Source organism: Runella zeae DSM 19591 (assembly GCF_000423565.1).
In the GTDB taxonomy this organism is placed as follows: Bacteria; Bacteroidota; Bacteroidia; order Cytophagales; family Spirosomataceae; genus Runella; species Runella zeae.
In genome coordinates this window covers 169,168-189,624 of sequence record NZ_KE384039.1, presented here as the reverse complement: position 1 = coordinate 189,624, position 20,457 = coordinate 169,168, and the positions used below count along the sequence as shown (strand labels likewise).

General features: G+C 42.0%; 20 protein-coding genes. 13 read left to right on the top strand and 7 right to left on the bottom strand.

Annotation, left to right across the window (positions count from 1 at the left end; all coding sequences use genetic code 11):
- Positions 1 to 277 precede the first annotated feature (277 nt).
- Positions 278 to 1,150 carry a helix-turn-helix domain-containing protein gene (locus tag G563_RS37255; protein WP_028667837.1) on the bottom strand — a complete coding sequence of 291 codons (873 nt, stop codon included), beginning with the start codon at positions 1,148 to 1,150 and terminating at the stop codon, positions 278 to 280.
- A gap of 512 nt (positions 1,151 to 1,662) precedes the next feature.
- On the bottom strand, positions 1,663 to 2,898 hold the full coding sequence (locus G563_RS0125580; RefSeq protein WP_037328212.1) for a DUF819 family protein: 1,236 nt from the start codon (positions 2,896 to 2,898) through the stop codon (positions 1,663 to 1,665).
- 628 nt (positions 2,899 to 3,526) lie between these two features.
- Here G563_RS0125580 and G563_RS0125575 point away from each other — a divergent pair.
- The 6 genes from G563_RS0125575 to G563_RS0125550 all read left to right on the top strand — a co-directional run bounded on the left by G563_RS0125575 (position 3,527) and on the right by G563_RS0125550 (position 9,608).
- On the top strand, positions 3,527 to 4,003 hold the full coding sequence (locus tag G563_RS0125575) for an Lrp/AsnC ligand binding domain-containing protein (protein WP_037328210.1): 477 nt from the start codon (positions 3,527 to 3,529) through the stop codon (positions 4,001 to 4,003).
- A 186-nt stretch (positions 4,004 to 4,189) separates the two neighbouring features.
- Complete coding sequence (locus G563_RS0125570; RefSeq protein ID WP_028667834.1) at positions 4,190 to 5,632, top strand: MBL fold metallo-hydrolase RNA specificity domain-containing protein; 1,443 nt, start codon at positions 4,190 to 4,192, stop codon at positions 5,630 to 5,632.
- A gap of 12 nt (positions 5,633 to 5,644) precedes the next feature.
- Positions 5,645 to 6,598, top strand: a complete 954-nt coding sequence (locus tag G563_RS0125565) for an acetyl-CoA carboxylase carboxyltransferase subunit alpha (RefSeq protein WP_028667833.1) — start codon at positions 5,645 to 5,647, stop codon at positions 6,596 to 6,598.
- Positions 6,599 to 7,225: an HAD family hydrolase gene (locus G563_RS0125560; protein WP_028667832.1), complete on the top strand. Its 627-nt coding sequence runs from the start codon at positions 6,599 to 6,601 to the stop codon at positions 7,223 to 7,225.
- 6 nt (positions 7,226 to 7,231) lie between these two features.
- Positions 7,232 to 8,389, top strand: coding sequence for a site-2 protease family protein (locus G563_RS0125555; protein WP_028667831.1), 1,158 nt, complete (start codon positions 7,232 to 7,234; stop codon positions 8,387 to 8,389).
- A 61-nt stretch (positions 8,390 to 8,450) separates the two neighbouring features.
- On the top strand, positions 8,451 to 9,608 hold the full coding sequence (locus G563_RS0125550; protein ID WP_028667830.1) for a pyridoxal phosphate-dependent aminotransferase: 1,158 nt from the start codon (positions 8,451 to 8,453) through the stop codon (positions 9,606 to 9,608).
- Here G563_RS0125550 and G563_RS0125545 read toward each other — a convergent pair.
- Complete coding sequence (locus G563_RS0125545; protein WP_028667829.1) at positions 9,605 to 10,264, bottom strand: hypothetical protein; 660 nt, start codon at positions 10,262 to 10,264, stop codon at positions 9,605 to 9,607. The two genes, G563_RS0125550 and G563_RS0125545, sit on opposite strands and share 4 nt — an antisense overlap.
- Before the next feature lie 388 nt (positions 10,265 to 10,652).
- On the opposite strand from G563_RS0125545, the gene eno reads away from it, so the two are divergent.
- The 5 genes from eno to G563_RS0125520 all read left to right on the top strand — a co-directional run bounded on the left by eno (position 10,653) and on the right by G563_RS0125520 (position 15,223).
- Positions 10,653 to 11,930 (top strand): phosphopyruvate hydratase, encoded by a 1,278-nt coding sequence (eno, locus tag G563_RS0125540; RefSeq protein ID WP_028667828.1) that lies wholly within the window; start codon positions 10,653 to 10,655, stop codon positions 11,928 to 11,930.
- Positions 11,931 to 12,032: 102 nt separating this feature from the next.
- Positions 12,033 to 12,338 (top strand): FtsB family cell division protein, encoded by a 306-nt coding sequence (locus G563_RS0125535; RefSeq protein WP_028667827.1) that lies wholly within the window; start codon positions 12,033 to 12,035, stop codon positions 12,336 to 12,338.
- Between the two features lie 50 nt (positions 12,339 to 12,388).
- Positions 12,389 to 12,877, top strand: a complete 489-nt coding sequence (locus G563_RS0125530) for a low molecular weight protein-tyrosine-phosphatase (protein ID WP_028667826.1) — start codon at positions 12,389 to 12,391, stop codon at positions 12,875 to 12,877.
- A 176-nt stretch (positions 12,878 to 13,053) separates the two neighbouring features.
- Positions 13,054 to 14,589 (top strand): 2,3-bisphosphoglycerate-independent phosphoglycerate mutase, encoded by a 1,536-nt coding sequence (gene gpmI / locus G563_RS0125525; protein WP_028667825.1) that lies wholly within the window; start codon positions 13,054 to 13,056, stop codon positions 14,587 to 14,589.
- Positions 14,590 to 14,659: 70 nt separating this feature from the next.
- On the top strand, positions 14,660 to 15,223 hold the full coding sequence (locus tag G563_RS0125520; protein WP_028667824.1) for a hypothetical protein: 564 nt from the start codon (positions 14,660 to 14,662) through the stop codon (positions 15,221 to 15,223).
- 2 nt (positions 15,224 to 15,225) lie between these two features.
- Here the strand turns inward: G563_RS0125520 and G563_RS0125515 are convergent, their stop codons facing one another.
- From G563_RS0125515 to G563_RS0125505, 3 genes are all read right to left on the bottom strand, one after another.
- The gene (locus G563_RS0125515) at positions 15,226 to 16,053 is read right to left on the bottom strand and encodes a lysophospholipid acyltransferase family protein (RefSeq protein ID WP_028667823.1); all 828 of its coding nucleotides are present in this window, start codon (positions 16,051 to 16,053) and stop codon (positions 15,226 to 15,228) included.
- 129 nt (positions 16,054 to 16,182) lie between these two features.
- Positions 16,183 to 16,956 carry an alpha/beta fold hydrolase gene (locus G563_RS0125510; protein WP_028667822.1) on the bottom strand — a complete coding sequence of 258 codons (774 nt, stop codon included), beginning with the start codon at positions 16,954 to 16,956 and terminating at the stop codon, positions 16,183 to 16,185.
- Positions 16,957 to 17,426: 470 nt separating this feature from the next.
- A complete protein-coding gene (locus G563_RS0125505; RefSeq protein WP_051211201.1) occupies positions 17,427 to 17,990 on the bottom strand; it encodes a YcxB family protein in 564 nt (187 codons plus the stop codon).
- A gap of 140 nt (positions 17,991 to 18,130) precedes the next feature.
- Between G563_RS0125505 and G563_RS0125500 the strand changes: the two genes are divergently transcribed.
- The gene (locus tag G563_RS0125500) at positions 18,131 to 19,009 is read left to right on the top strand and encodes a phosphodiester glycosidase family protein (RefSeq protein WP_028667820.1); all 879 of its coding nucleotides are present in this window, start codon (positions 18,131 to 18,133) and stop codon (positions 19,007 to 19,009) included.
- Between the two features lies 1 nt (position 19,010).
- On the opposite strand, the gene G563_RS0125495 is transcribed toward G563_RS0125500, so the two are convergent.
- Positions 19,011 to 19,463: a DUF6265 family protein gene (locus tag G563_RS0125495; RefSeq protein WP_157585609.1), complete on the bottom strand. Its 453-nt coding sequence runs from the start codon at positions 19,461 to 19,463 to the stop codon at positions 19,011 to 19,013.
- A 203-nt stretch (positions 19,464 to 19,666) separates the two neighbouring features.
- Here G563_RS0125495 and G563_RS0125485 point away from each other — a divergent pair, with 203 nt between their 5' ends.
- Positions 19,667 to 20,455 carry a hypothetical protein gene (locus G563_RS0125485; RefSeq protein WP_028667818.1) on the top strand — a complete coding sequence of 263 codons (789 nt, stop codon included), beginning with the start codon at positions 19,667 to 19,669 and terminating at the stop codon, positions 20,453 to 20,455.
- The last annotated feature ends 2 nt before the right edge of the window (positions 20,456 to 20,457 follow it).

Below are 20,457 nucleotides of genomic sequence, written 5' to 3'. Positions count from 1 at the left end.
AGCACTTTCCATTAGAACAAGGATTGAAACCTCCGTTTTCGCTGTGCTCAAGACCCAGGCAAAAGGCTTTAAAAGTACTTCGGGTCAGTGGCGTAGCAGCCTGTCCTTTCATAGTCGTGGCACAGAAAACTGTAAGTATTGTTTTTATTTTAACCTTAAAATAAAAAAATTTTGATAAATAATTATACTTTTGGTATATTTGTCTAACTTATTAAAGTAGTGGTAATGACTTTTTGAGCCTCTCCATTTTATGAGGAGGCTCTTTTGTGTTTAAAGCTTATTCTGAGTCTGAAGAGACATTTTTCTTTACTTTGCCGGGAGTGATATGAAACCATCGTTTGAAAACATTAATGAATTTAATTGGTTGACTATATCCCAAAAGTTTTGACACGTCCTCTACTTTATATCCATTTTGGAGTAAATCCAGCGCATAGTTGAGTTTTATTTCGGTATGACATTCAAATACGGGCCTTCCGTATTTGGCTTTAAATGCTTTCTTTAATTTTGACACACTCATGCCTGCCTCATCTGCTATGTCTTCAAGCGAAGGGAGTTTTATCAGAGGTTGGGCGATATACTTGTCGTAGAGTTGGACAAGTTTTTCATCATCTTGTGTGCTCGCTTCGACAACCACGTTTTTTCGCGTAAAAAACAGTTCAGGTAAATAATCCGCAAAAAAACCATCCAATAGACTTCCTATCATTTGTTTTTTAGCTAATCCTTTGTCGCACAGAGAGTCCTGCAAAAAACTAATATTCAACAAGTTATGCAAATCTTGTCTACTAAAACTGAGCGTTGTCAGGGTAAGTTCTAGGCTTAACTTTTCTCTGATACTATAAAAAACTTCGAGAGGATACCTCGTATACGCCCACTCCCAAGGCACCGCGATTGAAATCAACGAAATAGGAACAGAATCTATCGTCCAAAGATCTGTATCAGCCGCCGAACAAAAAACATTATCTATCACCAAACAAATATCTTTTTTAGAAATCTGAATAGCCGCCAACGGACAATGCAGATAGAATCCTTCAAAAATAGGAATACAATTGAGAGAAGAATGAGCTTCTACCACCTCTCGATTAACTACAATAGGGTCATAATAAGGGTTTTGGTTCTGATGAAACGCAAGGCGAGGGTTAGCATTGTCCATGGTGTAATAGAGTAAATGTGTGGATGGTTAGACATAATATCAAAAGAAGTAAGCTAAAAATAAAAATGCTGAATAGCAAATTAATAAGTACCCGCTTGGCAATTCAGAAAAACCAACAAAGCCCTCATAATGAAAAACTTACAAAATGCAAGGTGCATAAGATGAGCAAATAGGCAGCTCCAAAAAAGCCCACTAAGTACTAATAATCAGAACGCCAAAGCAAGCTAATTTTTTCCTCAAGCATATATATATACGTTGCTAAAAACCCTCACAGGTTTGCTTGATTAGCCATGGTTTTTAGAATAGAAAAATCGAAAGTGAGCTAGCGGTGGCGAAGTTGGCTCACAAAGCAGTACTTAAAATGTAATAATGGTCAGAATAGATATACGTAGTAATTTTCATAGAAATAGATAGGTTGGTCAGGTTATAGGTAATATATGCTTTGGTATAATATTTTGAAAAGTATAATATGTCGATTATCTACTCTTCAAAATATTTATTTTACATGGTTTTTATTCCACAATCCACTGCATCATCAAGCCAGTCAGGTACCCGCCATAAGTACCTACGGCATATCCTAGTATAGATAACAAAACCCCTACAGATGCCAAAGAAGGGTGAAAAGCAGCCGCCACTACGGGAGCCGAAGCCGCCCCGCCTACATTGGCTTGTGAACCTACGGCAGTAAAAAAGAAAGGAGCATTGACAAGCTTGGCAACACCTAGTGTAATAATCACGTGCGTCGCCATCCAAACGATACCGACCGCAAACAGCCCAGGATTTTCGGCAACTGCAAAAATGTCCATTTTCATCCCAATAGTTGCGACCAAAATATACAAGAAAAGGCTCCCTATTTTGGAAGCTCCCGCAAACTCAAGTTGGCGTAAACGCGTAAAAGAAAGCAGAATACCAATCAACGTCACTGTAGATACGACCCAAAAGAAGCTGGAGGTAAGGCTTAGTTTTTCGAGAGAAGGATAATGCTCCTTAATCCACGGAGCCATAAAATCGGCAAAAAAGTGCGCGAACCCCGTAGCCCCAAACCCTACCGCTCCTATCAATACCAAATCTTTGAGCGTGAGCAAGCGCTGTGATACTTTTTGTTCATTCTCTAGTTTATGTTTTAATTCTTCAATAGAAGAGGCATCTGCTTTAAAAAAAGTATCAATCTTACTCGCTTGCCCGGCACCGTAGATAAGTACTGCCATCCAAATCTCAGCCACGATAACATCTACTGCAATCACCTGCGAAAACAGGCGGTCGCTGGGTTGAAATATCTCTTTGAGAGCAGTTTGATTGGCACCGCCTCCTATCCAGCTGCCTGCAATCGTCGATAGCCCCCGCCACACAGCTTCAGGCCCTTGCCCACCTACTACCTCTGGAGCTACGCTTTTGACTATAGCAACCGCAATAGGACCACCCAACATCACTCCAAGTGTACCCGCAAAAAATACAATGAGTGCCTTGGGGCCTAATCTCAGCACTGCTTTAAAATCCATGCCAAGCGTAAAGTAGACCAAACAAGCCGGCAGTAGATATTGAGAAACAACGGGGTATAATTTGGATTTTTCGCCCGAAATAATTCCAAACGAATTATAAAGACCCGGAATGAAATAACAAAGCAATAAAGGGGGGACGATTGTATAAAGTTTTTTCCAGAAAGGATGCTCAAGAGAAGCAGTATAAAAAATAATGGCGAGGGTAATCATTAAAAGCCCCAAAACAACGGCGTCAGACGTAAAAATCATAGAAATAGATTTAGAAAAATAGGGATAGACCTACAAATCAAGGCAATCTTTCCTAGATTTTATAGTTTTGGAGCTTATAAAAAAAACACACAGGCCTCAAGTTGAGCCTGCGTGTCGCAATTACACTTCATCAACAAACTAAAAACCAAATAGTTTCTTTATTTTTTGAGGTTGTGTCATCGACGCTACCTCTTGGGATATTTTAAAAGGATAACTTGTTAGATTCAATAGTTCGCAGTGCGAAATCGTCCAACAAGCTATCCTTAAGTATCTTGCTGTAGGAGGGGGATTCGAACCGCCCACGGTGCAGTTAGCCGCGATACAAAGTTTGGTGGTCTACCCCAGTCGACTAGAGTGCCGGCATTATATCGTGTTTATCCTGTGGTCACCACCCCCGAGACAGGAGGGCATGGCTGCCAAGTTTCATCATCCTACAGTATAAAAGAACTTTGTCACTAAAACCTACTCAACATTACTTATTAAATACTTCGTGTGAGTAGTATTGACGATGCAAAACTAATGCTTTTCATCTTTCATTGCAAATTTCATAGCAAAAATTTTAAAAATTTTGATTTTATTTAATAAAACACGACTTTTGTTGAATAAAATTCAATTTTATCACTTCATCATGGACCGAAATTTAGAAATTGACAAAATTGACAGTACAGACCTCAAAATTCTGGCACTTTTGTTAGAAGATGCGCATTTGGCTTACACCGAAATTGGGAAAAGAGTGAACGTATCAGGCGGTACTGTACATGTACGTATGAAAAAACTTGAGCAACTTGGCATTGTCAAAGGAGCTCAATTATTAGTTGACCAAACCCGCTTAGGTTGGGATATAAGCGCTTTTTTAGGGATTTATTTGGACAAAAGTTCACTTTACGAAGAAGTAGCCATTGAACTCGAACGTATCCCTGAAGTGGTCAATATTCATTATACTACGGGAATTTATAGTATTTTTGCCAAAATAGTCTGCCGCGATACCGAACATCTCCGCCAAGTATTACACGACAAAATCCAAAAAGTAGGCGGTATCCAACGTACCGAAACCTTCATTTCTCTCGAAGAGCGTATTGCCCGCTCAGTGCCTTTGACTGAGTAACTTTACTCAATCAAAATCCTACCAAAATAGCTTTCTGTTGCTTCAATAAATGTCCCAAATGTGGTATATATCATCATTTTTGATACTTTTGTAACAATCATTCTTCAAACATTATAAACCTTTGGTTGAGTCCCTTCGTTAGAGGAATGTAATAACCCCCTTTGGGACAAGGAGCGAGCAATATATATGAAATTAACATTTTGGGGTGCTGCTCAACAGGTTACAGGCAGCATGTACCTCCTAGAATTGGACAACGATTATCGAATTTTGGTAGATTGTGGCTCAGACTTTGAAAGTGGCGACCGCAAACGTCTTCAAAACGAAACAGAAACACCTTTTCCTAACGCGCTTTTTCCCTTCGAAGCTTCCAGTATCAATTTGGTTTTGTTGACCCACGCCCACATTGACCACTCAGGCAATATCCCCAACCTATACCGCGACGGCTATGAAGGGCAAATCCTCTGTACGGACTCTACTTACTCATTGACGGCGATTTTGCTTAAAGATGCGGCGATTCTCAATCAAAAACGCCTCAACGAAATCAACAACGCCAATGGGCCTAAGCGTAAAAAAGGCAAAAAAAAGAAAGACCTTCCTAAAGATCTGTATCTCGAAAAACAAGTAAAGGAAGCGCTTGAAAATTTTGTACCACTAGCGTTTAATAGAAGATTTAAAGTTGCCGACGATTGTTTTGTGACTTTTGTGCCAGCGGGACATTTATTGGGTGCTGCTCATATTTTGGTAGAAACTTGGGAGAAAGGGCAAAAAAAAGTGATTGGCTTTTCGGGCGACATTGGACGGCAGGGCTATCCCCTACTCAATGATCCCGGCACATTGTCGCAAGTAGATTATTTGGTGTGTGAAAGTACTTATGGAGATCGCCTCCATGATCTCAAAACCACTCCCGAATTAGCCTTAGAAGATGTCATTCGCCGTACTTGCATCGATATTCCCGGACGTCTTATTATTCCCTCTTTTAGCGTGGGACGTACGCAAGCACTTTTGTACACCCTCAACAAAATCTACACTGACAATCATCTCCCTCCCATCAAAGTGTTTGCTGATAGTCCGTTGGCCTTTGAAAGTTCTCGGGTGTATCAGCGCAACATTCGAATGCTAAACCGAGAAGCGCGAGAGTTTTATGAAGACAACGAAACCTTGTTTGATTTCGAAAATTTAATCTATCTTGAAAGTACCGATGCCAGTCGATCTGTATCAAACCACACAGAGCCGTGTATTATCATTTCCTCTTCGGGAATGGTACGTGGCGGACGCGTCGAATACCATGTAGCTCAGAACATTAGTAATCCTTACTGTACTATTTTGCTGATAGGCTACTGTGCCGAAGGTACCCTCGGATGGCGCCTTCTCAACGGCCAAACTACGATACGTATTCGTGGGAAAGACGAACAAGTATTGGCCAATATCGAAAAAATTGACGTATTTAGCGGCCACGGAGACCGCGATGACCTCGTCAGATTTGTACAACAACAATCTCCCACAACCCTGAAAAAAATATTTCTCGTGCACGGAGAAGCCCCAAGCATGGAAGCATTTAAAAATACTTTGACTTCTATGGGGTACGAAAATGTTGAGATTCCTGTAAAAGGACAAACTTTTGAATTGTAAGCAATTTACGCTATGCCAACCTATTTAGATTTTGAAAAACCTGTGGCTGACCTTGAATCCAAGCTTATAGAGCTTAAGAAACTAGCTGAAACTACCCAAGTGGATGTATCGGAGGCCGTCGTTAGACTCGAAACTAGCATCGTACAATTGAGGCAAGATATAAGCCAAAACCTCACTCGATGGCAGCGGGTACAGCTTTCGCGCCATCCAGACCGCCCTTACACGCTCGATTACATTGAGCTTATGTGTGAGGAGTTTATTGAACTTCACGGCGACCGTACCGTACGCGACGACCCCGCTATGGTGGGAGGTTTTTGTAACATTGATGGGCAAAATCTTTTGATTATTGGCCAGCAAAAAGGTCGTAATACCAAGCAACGCCAGCAACGCAACTTTGGTATGGCCAATCCAGAAGGCTATCGCAAAGCCCTTCGCCTGATGAAATTGGCTGAGAAATTTAATAAGCCTATCGTGACCCTCATCGACACCCCTGGCGCATTTCCGGGGCTTGAGGCCGAAGAACGCGGCCAAGGCGAGGCCATTGCTCGCAACCTTAAGGAGATGTTTATGCTCAAAGTACCGGTGATTTGTATCGTAATCGGTGAAGGTGCTTCGGGAGGTGCGTTAGGAATTGCCATCGGAGACCGTGTGCTGATGCTCGAAAACACTTGGTATTCCGTCATTTCTCCCGAAAACTGTTCTACAATTTTGTGGCGTAGCTGGAATTTTAAAGAGCAAGCCGCCGAAGCGATGAAAATCACCGCCAAAGACATGGAAGAAGCGGGCTTGGTAGATGGTATTGTACCAGAGCCATTAGGTGGTGCTCACCTTGATCACAAAGCGATGGCTAGCACCCTCAAAAAAGTAATTTTGGAGCATATCAACGAACTTCAAAAACTAAGCCCTGAGGAGCGTATCAATCAACGAATTGATAAGTTTTGTTCAATGGGTGTTTTTATTGAGTAAATGAAACATATCAAAAATATCATATTCGACCTCGGCGATGTCATCATCAATATTGATGTACCACTCGCCGCTCAGTCATTTGCTTCTTTGACCCAAAAGCCCTTGAACGAAATTCAAGGGCTCATTCATCAAAACGAAGTATTTAAAAAATTTGAAACTGGACAGCTATCCGCCGTTCAGTTTAGGGACTATATCCGAGAACTTCTCCAGCAACATACTTGGAGCGATGAGACCATCGACCAAGCATGGAACTCACTTTTGCTCGACATTCCTCCCCAACGCATCCAAAAACTCCAAGAACTCGCCCAAAAAGGCTACCGTTTGTTTTTGTTGAGCAACACAAGTTCTATTCACGTCGAAGAAGTAAACCGAATCCTTTATCGTACGGTTGGTATCGAAAAACTCGATTCTCTTTTCGAAAAACTTTTTCTTTCTTACGAAATGGGCATCATGAAACCCACCCCCGCCATTTATGAGGAGGTGCTGGCACAGGCACGTTTGGCAGCGCATGAAACCTTATTTTTGGATGATAATGCTGACAATATCAAAGCAGCCGCTACTTGCGGTATTCAGACGATTCATGTCCAAAAACCTATTTCGATGATTGAATACTTACGCGATTTCTAACACAGCATGAACATCAAACGCATTCATATCATCCAACTCCTGTTGTTTATTACAACGCTCATTACCACTTCTTTATCGGGGGCAGAGTGGATGTTTGGACGCCCATTTGATTTGCCTTTTTTTAAAATTGAAAATCCGCTAGGTTGGGAACACTTCTGGCAAGGATTTCAATTTTCTATTCCTTTTTTGGGGATTTTGACAGTCCACGAATTTGGTCATTATTTTGCCGCCAAAAAACACAAGGTTCGCGTCACGCTTCCCTTTTATATTCCTTTGTGGCTAGGGTTTGGACAGACCATCGGTACCTTAGGTGCTTTTATTCGCATCAAAGAATTCATCCGTTCGCGTCAAAAATATTTTGATATTGGGATTGCAGGCCCTTTGGCTGGCTTTGTGGTAGCAGTAGGCGTACTTTGGTACGGTTTTGCCAACCTCCCCACTTTAGATTATATCTTCAAAATTCATCCCGAATACAAAAAATTTGGAATGGGATTTGCGCGCGTAGTCTATGCCAATCAAAATATGAGTGGCAATATTCTGCTGGGAGATAATCTGCTCTTTTCTTTCTTTAAAAATTATGTAGCAGACCCCACTCGCCTCCCTCCCCCTCAAGAAATCATCCACTATCCTCTTATCTTAGCGGGATACTTAGCGTTGTTTTTCACCTCGCTCAATCTGATTCCAATCGGCCAACTCGACGGGGGTCACGTACTTTATGGGCTGATTGGGGGCAAAAAGTTTAAAATTGTAGCACCCGTTTTATTTTTTATTTTTATTACCTACGCTGGTTTGGGAGTCTATCATCCTGAAGAGTTTGCGATTGCCGATGACGAGATTTTCTGGCAAAAAGTGGGTTATTTAGGGCTGTACATTTTATTTTTACAAATCTGCTTTAGTCGTATTTCCGAATCCAACTCCCTCACTAGTTGGATGTTAGCATTGTTGTCTGTTACGGTTCAGTTAGGTATTTCGTTAGCTTTCCCTCAAGCAGAAGGCTATTCAGGATTTTTAGTGTTTGGGTTTTTATTAGGGCGTATTTTGGGCGTTTATCACCCTCCTACCGACGATGCCAAACCCCTAAATCTTACGCGCCAAATTTTAGGTTGGATTTCGCTCATTATCTTTGTGCTTTGTTTTAGTCCCAAACCGTTTGTTGTATTATAAGATGGGTACGTTTGGGTGGTTTTCTTCCTATTGTACTCTTTCAGGTTCCAGTATTTAGTCAATGATTATCCAACTCGCTCAACGCGCCACTCAAGCCCAAGAATATTATTTCTCGGTCAAACTCGCCGAAGTCCGCAAACTTATTGCAGCCGGCCATGATGTCATCAATATGGGGATTGGTAACCCAGACCAAGCTCCCTCCGAAGCGACAATCAAAGCACTCACCGACTCCGCTTCTCTTGCCAATAGCCACGGCTATCAAGCCTATAAAGGAATTCCGGCACTTCGACAAGGCATTGCCCAATGGTACGCCCGGGTCTATGGCGTAGCCCTCAATCCCGAATCTGAGATTTTACCCCTCATCGGCTCTAAAGAAGGAATCACGCATATCAGCCTTACCTTCTTAGATACTGATGATGAAGTACTTGTGCCCGAACTAGGCTATCCAGCCTACCGCGCCGTAAGTGAGATGGTAGGAGCCAAAGTAATTGAATACCCTCTTTTGGAAAACCAACAATGGCAGCCCGACTGGGAAGCCATGAAATCCTTGGTCACTCCCAAAACCAAAATCATTTGGCTCAATTATCCTCATATGCCCACAGGAGCCCCTGCCACTCGTGAGTTATTCGAAAGAGCGGTTAAGTTTGCCCTAGAGCATCGCATTTTGCTTTGCCACGACAATCCTTATAGCCTCATTCTCAACCAAAAGCCCCCCATTAGTCTGCTGTCTGTTGAAGGAGCCAACGAGGTAGCCATCGAGCTCAATTCTATGTCGAAGTCTCACAATATGGCGGGATGGCGTGTGGGATGGCTATCGGCAGCCAAAGACTACATAGACGCCATCCTCACTATCAAGAGTAACGTAGACTCTGGTATGTTTTTGGGAATTCAACAAGCCGCCGTAGCTGCTCTCCAAAACGCTGACGAATGGCACATTGCTCAAAACAACGTGTATCGAAGCCGTTTGGACGCGGCCAAGGCTTTTTTGAAAGCTTTGAATTGTACTTATGATCAAAGCCAAGAAGGCATGTTTTTGTGGGCCAAGCTTCCTGAAGAAGTGACATCTGCTGAAAAACTCGTAGATGACTTACTGTACCAAAAGCATATTTTTATCGCTCCGGGCTTTATTTTTGGCCCCAAAGGACAAAGATATATTCGCTTGTCACTTTGCATGCCAGCCGAAAGAATTTGGCAGGCAGTTGATCGGTTAGCACTCTAATAAACCTGCCGCGCCCACTGCAAAGAATCCCTAAGCAGGACGGGCTTTTGTTGCCACCTCCAATCTTCTTGCAAAGTATTGAAGAAAGATAAAGTTTTTAACCAGCTTGAGACCCCATTGTTCAAGTCGTTTCTGACTCTAAACAACTCAAGCTCACCTCGCCAATGGGCTGATTTGTGGCGATATTTCTTTTTTAAAAAATGCTCTAAAGTCGTAAGGCTGACCCCGTCGTGCACATAATATCGATAAAAGCTATGCTCCGTCTCTTGAAGAGGCAAATGATTGTAAAATGACCGAGCATAGTTTTTTTTGTTCGTTTTGAAGCATCTCACTACTTCAATATCTCCCTCCAATACCACTTCCACGACCGCCACACGACCGTTTTCTGGTAAAGTATTGGTCTTAAAACGGCGAAGTCGCTGATTTTTTGTATCCCAAAACTCAAAAGATTGGAGTTGTGTGTTTCCAAATGATTTTTGAATACCTCCTGGCAATTTGACGGATACAGCTTCTACGTCGTTGGCATACACCAAACTACCTTCCAAACGTTCGCCACTAGTCAGCAGGATTTCTCCTTTAAACCAATCATTTCGGCTTTGAGCATGAGCCATAAACATACAGCCCACTAAGCTCATGCTTAGTAAAATTTTTTTCATGTTAACTAATAATGGATGAAGTGTGTAAAATATAATTTTGCCAATAATAATATTAGAAAAAACAATATATACTATCAGCAAATCAAACTAATATTTCAAATATATCAACAAATACAATACAAAAATCAACGATTTGTGTAAATTATAGAACATTATTTGTTTTCAACAATAAACTCTCAAAAAAATATAATTGTACTATTATTATATTTACCTCAATCACTAAAAAAATATCCTTGATACTGCTTCTACTATCCCTATCTTTTTCAAGTGCTCAATTAAAAAAATAGCTTTCTTTTTAGCTCCCGCTTTTTTTGATTTACTTTGTACTTCAAACGACTACCAGTCAACGTCTTATTTTCAAATTATTAAACAAAACCTACCTGACAAGATGAGTACAATCCAATCGGTACATGCCCGTCAAATTCTCGACTCACGCGGTAACCCTACCGTAGAAGTTGAAGTTCGCACCGAAAATGGCTTCATGGGTCGCGCTGCCGTACCTTCAGGCGCTTCTACCGGCATTCACGAAGCAGTCGAACTCCGCGACGATGACAAGAGCGTGTATTTGGGCAAAGGTGTTTTGAAAGCCGTTCAAAACGTCAATGAAATTATTTATCCCGAATTATTAGGACTTTCTGTATATGAGCAAAATCAGATTGACAAAATCATGATTGAGCTTGATGGTACTGCCAATAAAGGTAAATTAGGAGCCAACGCCATCTTGGGTGTATCGCTCGCCGTAGCTAAAGCTGCTGCTCAAGAAGCTGGGTTGTCATTGTTCCGCTACGTAGGTGGCGTAAATGCCAACACCCTTCCTGTTCCTATGATGAATATCATGAACGGTGGCGCTCACGCCGACAATGCTATTGACTTCCAGGAGTTTATGGTAATGCCGACCAACGCCGAAACTTTCTCTCAAGCCCTACGCATGGGTACGGAAGTATTCCATGCATTGAAAGGTGTGTTGAAATCGAAAGGATACTCTACCAACGTAGGAGATGAAGGTGGTTTTGCTCCCAACATCCAATCGAACGTAGAAGCGCTTGAAACCATCCTAACGGCTATCGAAAAAGCAGGATACCGCCCAGGCGAAGATATCTTTATCGCCATGGATGCTGCCGTATCTGAACTTTGGAACGAAGAAAAAGGCCGTTATGTATTCAAGAAATCAAGCAAAGAGGAATTGACGTCTGCCCAAATGGCTGATTTCTGGACGGATTGGGTAAACAAATACCCCATTATCTCCATCGAAGACGGTATGGCTGAAGACGATTGGGCAGGTTGGAAACTACACACTGAGGCTATCGGCAAAAAATGCCAACTCGTAGGTGACGACTTGTTTGTGACCAACGTTAAACGCCTCCAAATGGGTATCGAACAACAAGTAGCCAACGCGGTATTGGTAAAAGTGAACCAAATCGGGTCATTGACCGAAACTATCGATACTGTAAGCTTAGCAAAACGCAATAGCTACAAAAACATCATGAGCCACCGCTCAGGCGAAACCGAAGATAGCACCATCGCTGACTTGGCCGTAGCACTTAATACGGGTCAAATCAAAACTGGTTCGGCTTCGCGCTCTGACCGTATGGCCAAATACAACCAATTGTTACGCATTGAGGAAGAACTTGGCGAAACAGCCTACTTCCCTGGCAAAAACTTTTAAGGATTGTCTCATTAGCAGTTGGCTTGAGCCAACTGCTAATACATAGTTATATTTTAAAGAGTAAGTTTACTTTTTTCTTCCTGCTCAAACAAAACTAAACCTATGAAATACCTTCGTTTGTTCAGAAACTTCTATTTTACAAGTTTAGTAATGTTGTTTGCATGGTTAGGCTTTTTTGAGCTCAACAGCATTCCAGACCAAATTGGCAACTGGTTTAAACTACAAGAGCTCAAAAGTCAAAAAGAATATTACCAAGACCAAATAGAGTCCTTGAAAAAAGAACAAGCTTCTACCCTAGGTAGCGACAAGCTCATGGAAAAATACGCTCGCGAAAAATATTTTATGAAAAAAGACAGCGAGGATGTGTTTGTACTTGTGGATGCCAAAGGGGAGCCATTTGAAAAGTAACCCACAGATTGTTGGATGTTTATACCACCACAATCGATACCAACATCGGTATGATTAATGTCTTATTTGTTTGTTTAGGTAATATTTGCCGTTCTCCCCTTGCCGAAGGTACATTCAGAGATTTAATAGAAAAAAAAGGGCTTTCTGCCAAAATTGCCTGCGATTCGGCGGGTACGCATGGTTATCATATAGGCTCTCTCCCCGACCGCCGCTCACGCCGCGTTGCTGCCGACTACGGCATCCCACTTACCCACCAAGCGCGCAAACTTTCTAGCGACGATTTTGCTAACTTCGATTACATCATCGCTATGGATGAATCCAATTTAGAGTATATTCAGACGCAGAGTTATCGCTCTACGGGCTTTTATCCCGAAGAGGGACGGGTATTTCTTTACCGTGATTTTGATGAACAGGCCGATAGCCCTCATGTTCCTGATCCATACTATGACGACATTACGGCCTTTGAAAATGTGTATCAGATTGTGCTACGTTGCGGAGAGAATTTTTTAGAATACCTGATTAAAGAACATCATTTATAATTTTGAAAATCTGAGACTATAATCGTTTAAAAAATTGTTGATATAAAGAAAATAATAAACAATAAAACACTCGTTATTAAGCTCTTACGCACACGAAACCGCCAGTGCGGTTAATTATCGCTGCTCATTATTAACATTGCTTACTTAATTTTAGAAGTTTAAAATAAACCCACAATATGAGTCAAAAAGTCATTTTAATCATCATGGACGGATGGGGTATTGCCAAAGCTGGCGAAGAAAATCGCTCCGCCGTAATCGCTGCCAATACTCCTTTTTATGATCGTATCTTACAACAATACCCTCATAGCAAACTAGAAGCGAGTGGCTTGGCCGTGGGCTTGCCCGACGGACAAATGGGCAACTCAGAAGTAGGTCATACTAACCTCGGTGCGGGTCGTATCGTATACCAAGATTTAGTAAAAATCAACCTTGCCGTCGAAAATGGCACCCTTGCGCAAGAACCTACTTTGGTAGAAGCTTTCAACTACGCCAAAAACGCTGGCAAAAAAGTACACTTTATCGGGCTAGTTTCTGACGGCGGTGTTCACTCTCATATCAATCACTTAAAAGGGCTTTGTACAGCTGCCCAAAATGCTGGCCTAAGCGATGTATACGTGCACGCTTTTACAGATGGACGCGACTGCGACCCCAAAAGTGGCTTAGGCTTTTTGACCGATTTGGAACAACACCTCGCTAAAACGACCGGAAAAATTGCCAGTATCACCGGGCGTTTTTATGCCATGGATCGCGACAAACGCTGGGAACGCGTCGCCAAAGCCTACAACGCGATGGTCAGAGGAGAGGGTACACAAGTAGCCCCTAGCCAATTGCTTGAGAGTGTGCAAGCTTCTTATAATGCGGATATTACTGACGAATTTATTGAGCCTATCGTGGCCGTGAATCAAGATGGCACGCCAATAGCCACAATTGAAGAAGGAGATGTGGTACTTTGTTTCAATTTCCGTACCGACCGTGGTCGCGAAATCACAGAAATGCTCACTCAGCAGGATTTCCCTGAGCAAAATACCCACAAACTAAGTCTTTATTATCTAACAATGACCAATTACGACGATGCTTTCGTAGGAGTCAAAGTTATTTATGACAAAGACAATCTTTCCAATACCCTCGGCGAAGTATTGGCCAATGCCGGCAAGACCCAAATCCGTATTGCCGAAACCGAAAAATATCCTCACGTAACATTTTTCTTTTCGGGAGGTCGGGAAGTGCCTTTTGAAGGTGAAAAAAGGCTTTTGTGCCCTTCACCTAAGGATGTAAAAACCTACGATTTAAAACCCGAAATGGCCGCGTTTGACATTAGAAACGCCATTTTGCCCGAAATAGAAGCCGAAACTGCCGATTTTATCTGTCTCAATTTTGCAAATCCCGATATGGTAGGACATACGGGTGTGTTTGAGGCAGTCGTAAAAGCCTGCGAAACCGTCGACCAATGTACCGAAGCTGTTGCTACGGCTGGAATGGCGCATGGCTATACGTCTATTATTATTGCCGACCACGGAAATTCGGACTATATGCGCAACGACGATGGCACGCCTAATACCGCCCATAGTACCAATTTAGTCCCCTGTATATTTGTGGGAAATGAGTATAAAGGACAGCCCAAAGATGGCAAACTAGCCGACATCGCCCCCACGATCTTGGCACTCATGGACGTAGCACAACCCCAAGAAATGACCGGAGAAAGTCTGCTGTAGTCTATACAACATATCTAATTTTAGAACTTTTCGAGTGCTTCTCTGGTTAAATCCAAGAAGCACTTTTTTTATGAGACAACTACTTTTTATTATTTTGATTTTGATAGGGTCTTTCGGTTGTACCAACCCTGCCGAAACTACCTCTGCACTTTCTTATTTTGACCTGAAAGGTTTTATTGACCAGCAAATAGTCGAGCTAAACAAACGTAAACCCCTAGTTAGCAAGCAGATGACGGTCGGAGCAGACAAAGAAGTCGTCAACAGTACTCATATTGATTGGGCCAAAGAACTAGAACTATTTCTGAAAGCTGACCTCAACAAACAGGCTTATCAATTAAGCTATAATATTTCTCAGCCCACAGCTAGCACCTATGTATATACCCTCAAGCAAGGCGAAAACTTACCCGTTAAGTTGTTGAAAATCACCCTTGATGGTGTTTCTAAAAAACCCTCCTTTGTGGAAGCTACGTTGAAAGAAGAAAATCAACTTTTTGAGTCAGAAAAAAAGCTATTGCTTACTTGTGCCATGCGCCCCGAAGGTATTTGGCTAATCAAAACTTACGAAATAAGCGGATTTCAACATTTGACGTTGACAGACAAGAAAACATTTTCGGTGAAGGGTGAAATCAAATAATCCTACTCGCCTTCTTTTTTCATCCAAACCATTTTTTCAGGAATTTCCTGTTCTATTTCTCTCCGTATTTTTTCGACAATATCCTCGACCGACATCGACTCATCAAACACAATCGGGGCTTTGAATCTTACGCTTAAGACGGTATTGCGTTTCTTGAAACGCAGGCCTTTTTTGTCAAAAGCCCTTCGAAAACCATTGATGACCACAGGAATAACAATCGGCTGATTTTCAAGGACTAAATGCGCCGTACCTTTTCGGATAGGCGCGTAGGGGCTGGTTGTACCTTGCGGAAAACTCACCACCCATCCGTGATCCAATGCTTCGGCCACTTTATTGCCCGCCGAGGCGTCGCGTTCACGTTTTACATTTTTTCCTTCGGCACGCCACGAGCGCTCCACCGTCAGGGCCCCTCCTAATCCAAAAAGCTTAGGAACAATTCCGGCTTTCATTGTCTCGCTGGCAGCTACATAATAACTACGCGCTCTTGGAGCCAACAAATACAGAGGCGGCACAATCGTACTTTTAAAACCCCACTTTACACTTGAAAAAATATGATAGAAAGAAATGACGTCTGCAAAATAGGTCTGATGATTTGACAAAAACAATACCCCATTTTCAGGAAGATTTTCGAGATGCTCGATACCTTCGATTTGCATTTTGTTGACCACCGTAAAGCGCCAATACGTAAACCAACCAATGACCGAAATTAAGATACGCTTGATAAACAGGGAGTTGCCAAAAGGGTCTCGCTCAAATATCCCCATGAAATCCAGAAAAGCGAGCCATTTAGGAAGAAAACTAAACCGAGAAGGCGGGCGACGAAATGTCATCATTACAAGCTATAGATACTTTAAAGGATGTAAAAGTAATAGAAGCTCGTAGAATTACAAGAGATAGGAATTTCTTAACAAAAAGTAGTCAAAGCTTGAACCCAAGTCGTACAAACTTTGACCTACTCACTATGCCAACTCTGCAATAGCGTGTTTCACTAAAAACCGTTCCAACAATACATTGAAACGCTCAGGATGCTCCATCATGGGAGCATGACAACATTTGTCAATGAAATATAATTCCGAATTAGAAATCAATCGATTGAACTCATGCCCTACATGTGGCGGGGTGATTGTATCATTGAGTCCCCACACCAACAATGTGGGTGCTTGAATTTTGTGAAGGTCTTTTGCCACATTGTTTCGCTGAGCCGATTTGGCTATCCCTACGATACTCATACATTTTGGGATACTTGATGTAGTTTCAAACACTTCATCAATCAGCTCTTTAGTGGCTACTTTGGGGTCATAAAATGTATAAGCTACGCGCTCAGAAATGTATTCATAACTCCCCCGCTTAGGATAAGAGCCTCCCATGCCGTTTTCAAACAAGCCAGAGCTACCCGTCAGTACCAAACGTTTGACTTGCTCAGGATGCGTGAGAGTGTACAAAATCGCAATATGCCCACCGAGCGAATTGCCAATGAGCGTCATATCACTTAGTTGTTGCGAAGCTACAAACCCTTCCGTAAAAGCTACCAAAGCTTCCAAACCAGCTTCCCTAGGATTCATTTCATAAATGGGAAGCATAGGAATGATAATGCGGTAATCTTTCTTGAAATGGTCAATTACCCCATCCCAGTTGCTGAGAGCACCAAACAAGCCATGCAGAAGCAACAGTACCTCTCCTTGCCCTTCATCGATGTATCGGTAATTGTTAGATTCTTTTACCAAGTAGCTCATAATCAAGGATTAAGTTTTATTTTATGGGATAAATCAAAGGAAAAATAAAAATTTTTAACTGATTTCTAAATGCTATGGCTACAAATATAGTTTATTCTCTTGAAAGAGTTTTATAAAATTTTCGTTAAACAGGAAATAATACCACACTTTCTAAACGAAAGTCAAATTAGCCAACTATTTGTAAATAAACGGGTTAAAGCCTATATAGTATTAAGTTTTAACATCCTCAAAATTGTACTTTTTCAATCTTCAAACTTCTAAAAATATTTTTATTTTTAATGTCTGTTTAATAATTGCCACTAGACTTCATCTCATGGATAGAAATCTCCTAGTTTTATTGTTTCTATGAAATCTCAGCAACTGAAGACAAGAAATAAAAAGACCTTCTGTTTATATTTGAGCATTTGGCTTACTCAAACACAAATCAGAAGGTCTTCTTTGATGAATCCCTACTTTAAAATGACTCAGCTTTATTTCTTGTTATCTTCTAACAACAGATTTTTTTGTTTGAGAATCCGTTCAAAGAGCCGAATATCATGCTCGGAATTAAATACCGAAGTTGGAAAATGCAGGAATTGCCCTTTTCCCATCACAAGCACATACGCATCTTTGTGTTTATAAGCACTTTTGATTTGCTCCCACTGCATAATGCCACCCTCTTTCGCATTGGTTTTGACCAAAATCTGACGACTGTCGATTTCGTACATATACTTGTCAAACAACTGTTTGTACTGTTCGAGCTGCGTCACGCCGGTATATTGTACCCACCAAAAACCAACGTACAACAATGCCCCCAAAATGATGACGATATAGGCCCAAATATTGGGATAGACCCCCGTGATACCCAAAATAGCATTCACTAACAACAACCCAAGCGGTAGCAAGGTCCACACTTTTTGCTGCTCCCAAAGCTGTTGCATTGCGATATTTACGTATTGTTTTTTGTCCAAACCAAACTTCTTGGTCTTCACCGCCAAAGGTGAGGTAGGCATTTGATAGACAGGCTGATGTTTATTTACGGGAACTTTTGCCATTGATTTTTTTTGTTAACTGTTACTGGTTAATTACGAGTCGCCGAAGCGATTATGATTAAGTTTGTTTCTACTTTTGTACGCTTTTATAGCTTTTTACTTCTACCTTCCCAACGAATTATGCCACAAAATTAGAAAATAAAATGAAACCGATTCTGTTTTTATTACTTCTAACTGCCTCCTATCTGCAAGCCCAAACTGCCAGCGACTCAACTGCCTTGTTACAAGGCTCCTGGGAGATACAAAACTTACCCAAGGGTATCATTTGGAAGAAGATACACTTCCAAAACAATGAGCTTTTTAAGGCCAATCAAAGCATCAATATCTTAGAATTGCCTCGCAAAAGCCGACAATTTTCTTGGGCACTCACCACTGCCGACTCTCTTCCCAAAACCGATAAAACCAAAGGTCAACTCCGCCCTACTAGCCAAATAGCGCAAGAGAATGGAGCCATTGTGGGAGTCAACGGAGGATTTTTTGATGTAAAAAACGGCGGCTCAGTCGATTTTTTTAAAAGCCAAGGATATATCTCTGATACAACGAGAGCCCTCAAAGGAAGTACGGCGGCATTTCATGGAAAAGCCGCCGTGGTTATTGCCAACAAAAAACTTAAAATTTTGAAAGGCGAACCACAAGTAGGTTGGGAATACCACCTTCCTTACAAAGATGTAATGCTATCGGGACCGTTGCTTCTGCTTAATGGACAACCCGAAATACTCGCCAAAAACGCATTTAACGACAATCGGCATCCTCGTACCTGTGTCTGTATTACGCATCACAACAAAGTCCTCCTTATCACTGTAGATGGACGCTCCTCCCAATCTTTTGGGATGAATTTACCCGAACTTACCTTTTTGGCGCGGCAACTAGGTTGTCGCGATGCCCTCAATCTCGACGGAGGAGGCTCTACTACAATGTGGATAGCCAACCAAGGGGTGGTCAACTATCCGAGCGACAACAAAAAATTTGACCACGAAGGCGAAAGAGCCGTCAGCAATGTGCTGCTTGCGATACCTAAGTAGTTTATTTCACACGGTTGAAAACAAACAAATCCATAAAAACCCACTTACCGTTTTCTTGTTTTCCGCGCTGAATGACAAGCTGATTTTCGCTACGATGCTCATAAATGATACGCACCGAAGCGTCTTCTTTTTCAAAAAGAGCTTGGCCTTTCTTGGCTTCAATAAAACGATAACGGTCTGATACCTCTTTTTCCTCCATGGCAATCAAACCTGGCTTGAAATGCTTTACCAATACAATAGGACCTTTGGCGGTTTGTTCAAAAACGAGCATTTCGTACATGGTTACTTTATCGTCTTTCATCATCCGCATAAAGCCCGTCAGGTTGTCGCCTGCGGGAGCGGCCCAAAATGCCTCAATAGGCCCGCCATTGAAAGTACCTAGCCAATGCCCTTTCATAAAAGATACATCCGCCAAAGTGGCCGTTTGGGCAAAGGTAGTAGCACCGAAAAACATAGCCACTGAAAAAAAGAAGGAAAATACGCGCTTTGCACGCAGTTTTGTAGAATGACTCATGAATGCCAAATTTGTTTTGAAAAGAAAAATCTATCTTGTGCATAAGACAATAGAGCCTAAAAATTACTCTCCCAAAATCAACCGTTGGTAGGTATGAGAAGGCTAGTGATCTCTTTCTGAATGTAGTCTTTATTATTACACAAATGTATAAAATCCTGATTTTACTCACTGGGCTAACCTTATATCTAAATGTACAAGCTCAAACCGCCCACGAAATTCAACGTTTTCAACTTGCGGAGGTCAAACAAGGAGTCGCTGTCGATGCGGAGCATTTTTATGTCATCAACAACACCTCCATCACCAAACATACCAAGGCAAACGCCAAGCAGGTAGCGGCGTGGAAAGATTCGACGGGACTGCTCAAACACCTCAATAGTGGAGTTGTAATTGGCAATAAGCTCTATTGTGCGCATTCCAACTACCCCGACAAACCCATGAATAGCTCCATTGAAATCTTTGACAAAACTACCCTCAAACATATTGATACCCACAGTTTTGGGCTTTTTCCGGGTTCAGCCACTTGGATTGATTTTTATCAAGGGCATTGGTGGGTAGCTTTTGCCAATTATTCCGACAAAAATTCGGACGGTGGGCGCGACAACCGTTGGACTACCCTCGTCAAATTTACTCCTCAATGGCAACAAGTCGCTTCGTGGGCTTTTCCTGTTTTGCTTTTAGAAGCCTTCGCTCCCAAAAGCACCTCGGGAGGTACTTGGGGAAAAGACGGCTTGCTCTATTGTACGGGCCACGACAAGCCTGAGCTATACGTTCTCAAATTACCATCGAGAGGCGCTACTTTAGAGTATATCAAAAAGATACCTACCATCAGCGAAGGGCAGGGTTTTGCGTTTGACCGTAGCCACAAATCCAAATGGTTTCAGTACGGAATCACTCGAACGGGCAATTATGTGGTGGTGTCGGAGATTAGATAGTG

Coding starts and splice junctions, on each gene's coding strand:
- G563_RS0125505 (WP_051211201.1), bottom strand. CDS start 17,990: ATGGCAAAAGTTCCCGTAAATAAACATCAGCCTGTCTATCAAATGCCT.
- G563_RS0125570 (WP_028667834.1), top strand. CDS start 4,190: ATGAAATTAACATTTTGGGGTGCTGCTCAACAGGTTACAGGCAGCATG.
- G563_RS0125575 (WP_037328210.1), top strand. CDS start 3,527: ATGGACCGAAATTTAGAAATTGACAAAATTGACAGTACAGACCTCAAA.
- G563_RS0125530 (WP_028667826.1), top strand. CDS start 12,389: ATGATTAATGTCTTATTTGTTTGTTTAGGTAATATTTGCCGTTCTCCC.
- G563_RS0125535 (WP_028667827.1), top strand. CDS start 12,033: ATGAAATACCTTCGTTTGTTCAGAAACTTCTATTTTACAAGTTTAGTA.
- G563_RS0125510 (WP_028667822.1), bottom strand. CDS start 16,956: ATGAGCTACTTGGTAAAAGAATCTAACAATTACCGATACATCGATGAA.
- eno (WP_028667828.1), top strand. CDS start 10,653: ATGAGTACAATCCAATCGGTACATGCCCGTCAAATTCTCGACTCACGC.
- G563_RS0125545 (WP_028667829.1), bottom strand. CDS start 10,264: ATGAAAAAAATTTTACTAAGCATGAGCTTAGTGGGCTGTATGTTTATG.
- G563_RS0125495 (WP_157585609.1), bottom strand. CDS start 19,463: ATGTTTTTCGGTGCTACTACCTTTGCCCAAACGGCCACTTTGGCGGAT.
- G563_RS37255 (WP_028667837.1), bottom strand. CDS start 1,150: ATGGACAATGCTAACCCTCGCCTTGCGTTTCATCAGAACCAAAACCCT.
- G563_RS0125555 (WP_028667831.1), top strand. CDS start 7,232: ATGAACATCAAACGCATTCATATCATCCAACTCCTGTTGTTTATTACA.
- G563_RS0125580 (WP_037328212.1), bottom strand. CDS start 2,898: ATGATTTTTACGTCTGACGCCGTTGTTTTGGGGCTTTTAATGATTACC.
- gpmI (WP_028667825.1), top strand. CDS start 13,054: ATGAGTCAAAAAGTCATTTTAATCATCATGGACGGATGGGGTATTGCC.
- G563_RS0125500 (WP_028667820.1), top strand. CDS start 18,131: ATGAAACCGATTCTGTTTTTATTACTTCTAACTGCCTCCTATCTGCAA.
- G563_RS0125520 (WP_028667824.1), top strand. CDS start 14,660: ATGAGACAACTACTTTTTATTATTTTGATTTTGATAGGGTCTTTCGGT.
- G563_RS0125560 (WP_028667832.1), top strand. CDS start 6,599: ATGAAACATATCAAAAATATCATATTCGACCTCGGCGATGTCATCATC.
- G563_RS0125550 (WP_028667830.1), top strand. CDS start 8,451: ATGATTATCCAACTCGCTCAACGCGCCACTCAAGCCCAAGAATATTAT.
- G563_RS0125485 (WP_028667818.1), top strand. CDS start 19,667: ATGTATAAAATCCTGATTTTACTCACTGGGCTAACCTTATATCTAAAT.
- G563_RS0125565 (WP_028667833.1), top strand. CDS start 5,645: ATGCCAACCTATTTAGATTTTGAAAAACCTGTGGCTGACCTTGAATCC.
- G563_RS0125515 (WP_028667823.1), bottom strand. CDS start 16,053: ATGACATTTCGTCGCCCGCCTTCTCGGTTTAGTTTTCTTCCTAAATGG.